Consider the following 6,772-nt stretch of genomic DNA (forward strand, 5'->3'; position numbering starts at 1 on the left):
ACGGCGCCGGAAGAGCCGATCAGCGGAGCGGAGTATCCGCGGTGGGACCCTGCCGGTACCGGGTCACCGTCAGCGCCTGCGGCGCCGCGTTGTACTCCGGGATGGGCAGCGGGAACCAGTAACTGCCGTCGAGCCAGACCTGGCCGGCCAGCGGTGCTTTCAGCCCGAGCAGGTCGGTCGCGGCACCGGTCGGCGGGTTGCGGAAGCTGCCGACATTCTCGCCGTCGATGAAGAAGTCGACATATTCGGTCCCCAGGCGCACCGCATAGGCGTGGTCACCGGCGAGGACCTTGTCATCGATGAGCTTGATCTGCGGCACCAGGGTTCCCGCGCGCTTGACCATGAGGAAGAAGCCGTGCGGCATGTCGGCGCCGAGCAGGTTTGCCACCGGCGCGAGCACGTCACTCGCCGCACCGACCGGGCCGTGCGAGCCGTTGTACATGAACCAGGCGATCTCGAGGTCGATCAGCGCGCGCGGGTCGATGAGGCGGTTGGAGACGCCCCAGCCGGTGGTTCCGTTGTGGTCGACCATGTCCGGGGCGCCGGAGATGTTCATGGTCATCGTCTGCCCGGCCTCGAAGGTCGGGCGGGCCACCAGCTCGGCGTTGTTGTAGGGGAAGATCCCGTCCACCGTGGCGGGCACCCCGAAGGTGGCGCCCTCGGCGCCGAAGCGCAACGTCGAGAAGCCGACGTCGGTCGTGCACCAATCCCGGTCCGGCGCGACACCGAAGGTTTCGTCCATCGTCCGCGACGGCAACTGGTAGTCCGAGCCGATCCACCCGGCGACGGCACGCGGGCTCAGCGCACCGCAGTTGGTGATCCCGTCGTCCACCACGCCCGGCAGCTGGATATTGGGATCGGCGGCGGTGACACCGCCCGATGCGATGACCACCGCCGCGATCCCGGCCGATACCGCCGACATCGATCTGAAAACCACGTGAAGCCCTCCTCGTTCCACGCTCGGTGATAGAAATTGAGCGAATTTCTATCATCCTGACACCGTGGCTGCGCGAAAGGCGAACCGAACGAGGCGTCCGGAACACCGCCGACACCTCTACCAGCCCGAAGCCTCCAGGTTTATGAGCGACATCACGCGCGTCAGGACACCGGCGGACCGCGAGATCGGGCACCTCGAGCCCGAAGCGGGTCTGATCGGCCAGGCGGACCGCCTCCCCGGCCGTGGAGAAGCTGATGACTGTGGCGACGGGACCGAAGATCTCCTCTCGGGCGATGGTCAGATCGTTGGTGCCGCGGCAGACGGTCGGCTCGACGCAGTAGCCGGCGCGGCCGACCCGGTTGCCGCCGGCGACGAGTTCGGCGCACTCCTCCCGGCCGACCGTTCGATCTTCTGCGGGAGCAGTTCGGCGACACCGGCGGCGTCGAAGATCTCGCGGTCGGGACCGTGCGCGGCCCACATGTTGCGCGGGCTGCCGCCGCCGGGCACGAAACCCTCGGCCTTGGAGTCGTGGGCACCCTCGATCAGGCCCATGAACTCGGTCCTCACAGTGCGGTGGAAATGCGGTGGGCGGAAGGAGTGGTCGGAGACGTTACAGCGGGCGAGGAAGAAGACGGAGTCGACGTCGGCCTGGCCCACGGTGCCGGAGCGCGAGGTGAGCACGGTGCAGATGGACGGGTCGGGGTGGTCGAATCCGATGGCGCCCATGGCGTTGAACCGGGCGAGGTCGTAGAGGTAGGCAGTGTGGGTGCCGTGCCATGCCACCACGTCGAGGGGCGAGTGATCGAGCTCGGTCGACCACAGGTCGGTGCCGAATTTCTGTACCAGCTCGACCGTCTCTCCAGGTCCTGGTGGGCGGCGACGGGGTAGCGGAAGTGCCGGGCGTGGGCCAGGCCGTTGGCGCCGATCGGGTCGAGCTCGGGCAGCTCGAACGGCGACGGAGTGTCCGAACGCATCCGCGAGTCCCTGTGGCGCGCCCTGCGCGGGACAGGAGGCGGGTCTGGTCACGGCCGATCTCGACCCCCACGACACCGTGATCGCCCTGGAATCCATCTTCAGCGCCGTCATCCTGACCGTGGTCCAGGTCGGCGACTCCGGCTCCTCGGAGCGGGTGGAGGCCATCGGGCGGTTCGTGCAGGGTGCGCTGCGGCCGTCGTGAGGCGGCTCAGCGCGGGGTCGCCAGATCCAGGCGGGCGAGGGTGAAGTCGCGGCAGAAGTCGAGGAGTTCGTCGCGGGTGAGATCGACGGCACCGTTCTGCCAGGCCAGGGCGATCTCGGAGTAGCCGCCGATGAGCAGCAGGAAGGTGGCGTCCAGTCGGGGATCAGGGCCGGGCGGGATGTCGAGCAGTTCCCGCGCCCACTGCGCGCCGGTGGCGGCGATGAGTCGGACGGCGGCGAGGCGGCGTTCGGCCAGGGCCGGGTGACTCAGCGCCTCGGTCCAGGCCAGGCGGGCGATACGGGGATCGCGGGTGAGTTCGTCGAGGAAGAGCTCGCCCGCCGCGCGGATCTTGCCGGGGAGATCGCCGGCCGTGTCGAGATCGGTCACCACACCGGTGGCCCGCGCGACCACATGGGCCATCTGTTCGTCGAAGAGCTCCGCGGCCAGCGCGTCGGTGTCGCGGAAGTTCTCGTAGAAGAAGCGGGAGGTCAGGCCGGCGCGGGCGCACACGCCCCGTACCGACAGCCCGGCCATGCCGTGCTCGCCGATGATGTCGAGCGCGGCGTCGAGGAGCCGTTGCCGCCGCTCGGCGCGCCGCCGCTCGGCGCTGACACCGCCGTACATCCGCTCCGTTGACGCCACCCGCCGAGTATCCCACATCGCGTCTTGTGACTACGAACGTATCCAGATACGCTCGTAGTCACAATTGCAGACGCCCTGCTCTCGACACAAAGGAGTGCCGATGACCGCCGCGACCATTCCCACCCGTCATCCCGCCCGGCCCCGGACCGCTCCCGGCGTGATCCGCCTGTTCGCGAGGCTCTACGGCGTGCGGGGCCCCTCCCCCGACGACTGGCGGGAACTCGGCGAGCAGCTGATGGCGGGTGACGAGCCGATGGACCGGCTGCTCGAGTGGATGGCCGCGACGGGCCTGCGCGAGACGCGTCCGCTCTTCGACCGGGCCCTGGCCGAGGGCATCGACCGCGTGCCCGACGCGCCGGAGCCCCTGCGCGAGTTCTTCGCCCGGGTCGAGGCGACGCCGGGCTGGGTCGACTGGGAGCTGATCGATCGCGGGGCCCGCGCCATGCGCATGGCGGGCGCCGACGGCATGTTCCTCGCGCGCGACGTCTCCCTGCTCGGCGGCTACATGTTCTCCGGCTTCAACAAGACGCTGCTGCGTACCGGCGCCCTGGAGAAGGGCTCCAACCAGCGCTTCGCCGAGACGATGCAGTGGGCGATGGACGCGATCTCCCCCGGCGGCATGCGACCCGGCGCCCTCGGCTACCGCTCGACCCTGCGGGTTCGGCTCATCCACTCCTTCGTCCGCAGGCACGTCTCCGCGCTGCCGGACTGGCGCGGCGAGGACTGGGGTGTGCCGGTCAACCAGACCGACATGGCCGCCACCATCGTCGGCTCGTTCATCGCACCCACCGCGGGCGGGCTGGGGATGGGCATCCTGCCGCGCCCGGCCGACGCCGAGGCGATCGCGCACTTCACCCGCTACGTCGGCTGGCTGCTCGGCGTCCGCGAGGAGTTCCTCCCCGTCGACTTCCGCGACGCCATCCGCCTGCTCGCGCACACCCTGGCCGCGCTGTCGAACCCCGACGAATCGTCCAAGCAGCTGGCGGTCCCGATGATCGACGACCCGATCGCCTGGAACTACCGCCGGTTCCCCGCCCTCCGCCGCCGCCTCGCCCGCTCCCAGCACCTGTCGATCACCAGCACCTTCCTCGGCCCGCTCGCCATGCGCTCCCTCGGCCTTCCGATGTTCGTCCCGCCCTGGTACCCGCTGCTCCGTTTCCCGATCAACGCGACCCGCAGCGTGGCCGCGTGGACCCTGCCCGGCGGCCGGGACCGGGCGGCCGCGCGGGGCACCCGGGAGATCGACGCCCTCATGGAACTGATGACCGGCGGGCACGGCGCCGAGATCGGCCACTCCGCGCACCACGTCCACCCCGCCGCGTGATCCGCCGCCGCCTCGGCGGCTCGCGGAGGCGCGGCGACGCGCGGGCGGCAACGGACCGGCGACGACGCGACCCGGCCCCGACCGGCGCGTCGTCGCCTCAGCGAGGCCCCTGGAGCGGCGGCGCTTCGAGGGCCTGCGTGTAGACCGACACGAGGGCGGCCAGGTGTCGCGACTGACGCGGCTCGTCGGCGTGCGGCGCCAGGGCCGCCCGCAGGGCACGCAGGCGCGCCGGGTCGCGCACGAGACCCTCGACGGCGGCGGCGAAGGACGCCACCGACCGGTCGGCGGTGCGCAGACCGCCTGCCGCGGGGATGGTTTCGGCCAGGTCGGGGTCGCAGTAGAGGATCGGCAGGCCGGTGGCCACGGCCTCCAGCAGCACCATGCCCTGCGTGTCGCAGTCGGAGGTGAGCAGCAGCAGATCGTGGTCGCGCATGGCGGCCAGGCAGGCCGCCTGGTCGACCCGGCCGTGCAGGCGCACGCGGTCGGTCGTGGCCGCCGCGGCGCGGACCCGGTCCTCGAGGGGGCCGCTGCCGTAGAGATCGAGGGTGCACCCCGGGACCCGCCGCACCACCTCGATCGCCTCGAGCGGCCGCTTCTCGGGCGAGAACCGGCCGCACCACACGGCGCGCAGCGGTCGGCCGTCGCCGGGACGCCCGGCGGCATCGGCCGTCGGCCGCTCGCGCTCTCCGGCGGGGCGGGCGGCCACCGCGTCGAGCAGGGCGTCGTCGATCCCGTTGGACACCACGTGGATCGGCCGGTCGACACCCCGCTCGGCCAGGCGGCGGGCGAAGTGCGCGGTCGGGACGACGATCCGGTCGGCGGCCTGGGCCTGGGCGACGAGCGGGCGCCAGGCAAGCCGCACGGTGCGGCTGTCGCCTGTTCGCACCGGCTGGGCGGCCGCCGGCACGAACCAGCCGTGCAGCAGCCGCATGGTGAGCGCGGCGGCATACGGTGCGGGCGCGTACTTCTCGATCATGGCGTCGTCGCGGCTCTGCATGCTCTGCACGACCGGGAGGCCGTGCCTGCGCGCCGCGCGGGCGCCGGCGATGCCGCCGCCGTAGTGGGTCAGGGCGTGGACGACGTCGACCCGGCCGCGCTCGGCGAAGGCCGCGTCGATCAGCCGCCGGTTGGCGCGGGACGGCAGCACGACCGGCAGGCCGTTGTTCATCGAGAACGGGACGGTGTCCAGCACCACCGTGCCGGGATCGGGCGGGACCGGATCCGGTGCGGGACCGGTGAAGACGGTGACCCGGTGGCCCAGCCCGCGCAGCCCGTCGCGCTGGGCGCGCAGCGCGGTCTGCACCCCGCCGAGGGAGTCGGGGTGGAAGTCGGTGAAGAGCGCGATGTGCACGGCCGACCTCAGGCCGGTGCGGTGACGGCGAGGCGTTCGACCTCGTCGGCGGCCGCGGCCACCCCGTTCTCGGCCGAGACCACCTCGCCGAGTTCGGCCGCGCGGCTGCGCGCTTCGGGCGTCAGCGTGCGGATCAGGGCGTCGTGCAGGCGGTCCTCGGTGAGCGCGGGATAGGGGAAGTCGGCGCCGATACCGAGGTCCGCGATCCGCCAGCCGTAGAAGAACTGGTCGCTGTGCACGCCGATGACGACGGCGGGCAGCCCGGAGCGCAGCACGTCGTGGGTGTTGCCGCTGCCGCCGTGGTGCACGACGGCCCGGCAGCGGGGCAGCACCCGGTCGTAGTCGAAGGAGTCGAGCACGAACAGGTTCCGGTCGTAGCCGATCCCGCGCGGGTAGCCGTCGCCCTTGACCGCGACCAGGGCGCGCGCGCCCAGCCTGCGACAGACCGCGGCCACCAGATCGCAGGCCCCGACGGGGTCGAGGACGGGCATGCCGGTCAGGCAGAAGTAGATCGGGGCCTCGCCCTCGTCGAGCCAGGCGTCGAGGACCGGGTCGACCTCGGCCTCGCCCCAGGCCCCGCGCAGCCGCTGGGGCAGGGTCGGCGCGCCGACGATGGTCGACCGGTCCGGCCAGTCGGCGGGTTTGGGCAGCAGGACCGGGCTGACCATGTGGACCAGGGGGATCCCGTCCTCCCGCATCCGGCGGAACGGATTGCGCGGCGCGCCGGGCAGTTCCATGAGTTCCCTGACCCGCCGGTCGACCCGGCGGTAGGCGATCCCGTAGGCGAGTTCGAAGCCGCGATAGCTCGCCAGCCGCAACCACGACCAGGGGATCATCCGCTTCACCATGAACGACGAGGGGAACTCGCCGGTGCGTTCGAGCGGATAGGGCAGGCAGCCGACGACCCGCTGTCCGGTCTTCTCCCCCCGTTCCATGGCCCACGGCAGGGTCGAGGCGCAGGAGACGATGACGTCGGCGTCCCGGCACGCCTCGGTGAGCACCTCGTGCATGCGTTCACCGCGCTCGCCGGTCATGATCTTGACCGTGTCGAGCATGATCCGCACGAACGGCAGCGTCTTCCCCGACGACAGGGCCCTCTTGGCCGCGGGCGATTCGAGGAGTTCGGCGGAGTTGAACGGGATGACGTGCGGGTCGAACCCGGACCGGCGCACGACCTCGGCGTAGTTCTCGGTGGCGGTGATGCTCACCTCGTGGCCGCGCGCGGCGAATTCGTCGGCCAGGGCCAGATACGGCTGGTGATCCCCCCGGGTGCCCGCGGTCAGCAATGCGATGCGCATACTCTCGACTTCCGTTCGTGATCGGTGGTTTTCGTGGGGGTCG

At 71.6% G+C, this 6,772-nt stretch carries 7 protein-coding genes and 2 pseudogenes; 2 read left to right on the forward strand and 7 right to left on the reverse strand.

Annotation, left to right across the window (positions count from 1 at the left end; genetic code table 11):
* Positions 1 to 19: 19 nt before the first annotated feature.
* The 4 genes and pseudogenes from ON36_RS20160 to ON36_RS36835 all read right to left on the reverse strand — a co-directional run.
* Positions 20 to 937, reverse strand: coding sequence for a hypothetical protein (locus ON36_RS20160; RefSeq protein WP_245558140.1), 918 nt, complete (start codon positions 935 to 937; stop codon positions 20 to 22).
* 253 nt (positions 938 to 1,190) lie between these two features.
* Positions 1,191 to 1,274: pseudogene (locus ON36_RS36825) on the reverse strand (aldehyde dehydrogenase family protein); the annotation flags it as partial.
* Entirely contained in the window at positions 1,235 to 1,663 is a 429-nt protein-coding gene (locus ON36_RS36830; RefSeq protein WP_308418263.1) for a homogentisate 1,2-dioxygenase domain-containing protein, read from the reverse strand. The gene ON36_RS36830 and the pseudogene ON36_RS36825, both read right to left, overlap by 40 nt.
* A gap of 75 nt (positions 1,664 to 1,738) precedes the next feature.
* Positions 1,739 to 1,911 (reverse strand): annotated as a pseudogene (locus ON36_RS36835) (homogentisate 1,2-dioxygenase); the annotation flags it as partial.
* A 77-nt stretch (positions 1,912 to 1,988) separates the two neighbouring features.
* Between ON36_RS36835 and ON36_RS36670 the strand changes: the two are divergent.
* Positions 1,989 to 2,114, forward strand: coding sequence for a hypothetical protein (locus ON36_RS36670; RefSeq protein WP_281004885.1), 126 nt, complete (start codon positions 1,989 to 1,991; stop codon positions 2,112 to 2,114).
* A gap of 6 nt (positions 2,115 to 2,120) precedes the next feature.
* Here the strand turns inward: ON36_RS36670 and ON36_RS20170 are convergent, their stop codons facing one another.
* A complete protein-coding gene (locus ON36_RS20170; protein WP_157224957.1) occupies positions 2,121 to 2,756 on the reverse strand; it encodes a TetR/AcrR family transcriptional regulator in 636 nt (211 codons plus the stop codon).
* Positions 2,757 to 2,856: 100 nt separating this feature from the next.
* Between ON36_RS20170 and ON36_RS20175 the strand changes: the two genes are divergently transcribed.
* A complete protein-coding gene (locus ON36_RS20175; protein ID WP_043655865.1) occupies positions 2,857 to 4,080 on the forward strand; it encodes an oxygenase MpaB family protein in 1,224 nt (407 codons plus the stop codon).
* A 97-nt stretch (positions 4,081 to 4,177) separates the two neighbouring features.
* Here ON36_RS20175 and ON36_RS20180 read toward each other — a convergent pair whose 3' ends face one another.
* Positions 4,178 to 5,431, reverse strand: coding sequence for a glycosyltransferase (locus tag ON36_RS20180; RefSeq protein WP_043655868.1), 1,254 nt, complete (start codon positions 5,429 to 5,431; stop codon positions 4,178 to 4,180).
* 8 nt (positions 5,432 to 5,439) lie between these two features.
* Complete coding sequence (locus tag ON36_RS20185) at positions 5,440 to 6,729, reverse strand: glycosyltransferase (RefSeq protein ID WP_043655870.1); 1,290 nt, start codon at positions 6,727 to 6,729, stop codon at positions 5,440 to 5,442.
* Positions 6,730 to 6,772 lie beyond the last annotated feature (43 nt).

This window comes from Nocardia thailandica NBRC 100428, assembly GCF_000308795.1.
Classification (GTDB): domain Bacteria; phylum Actinomycetota; class Actinomycetes; order Mycobacteriales; family Mycobacteriaceae; genus Nocardia; species Nocardia thailandica.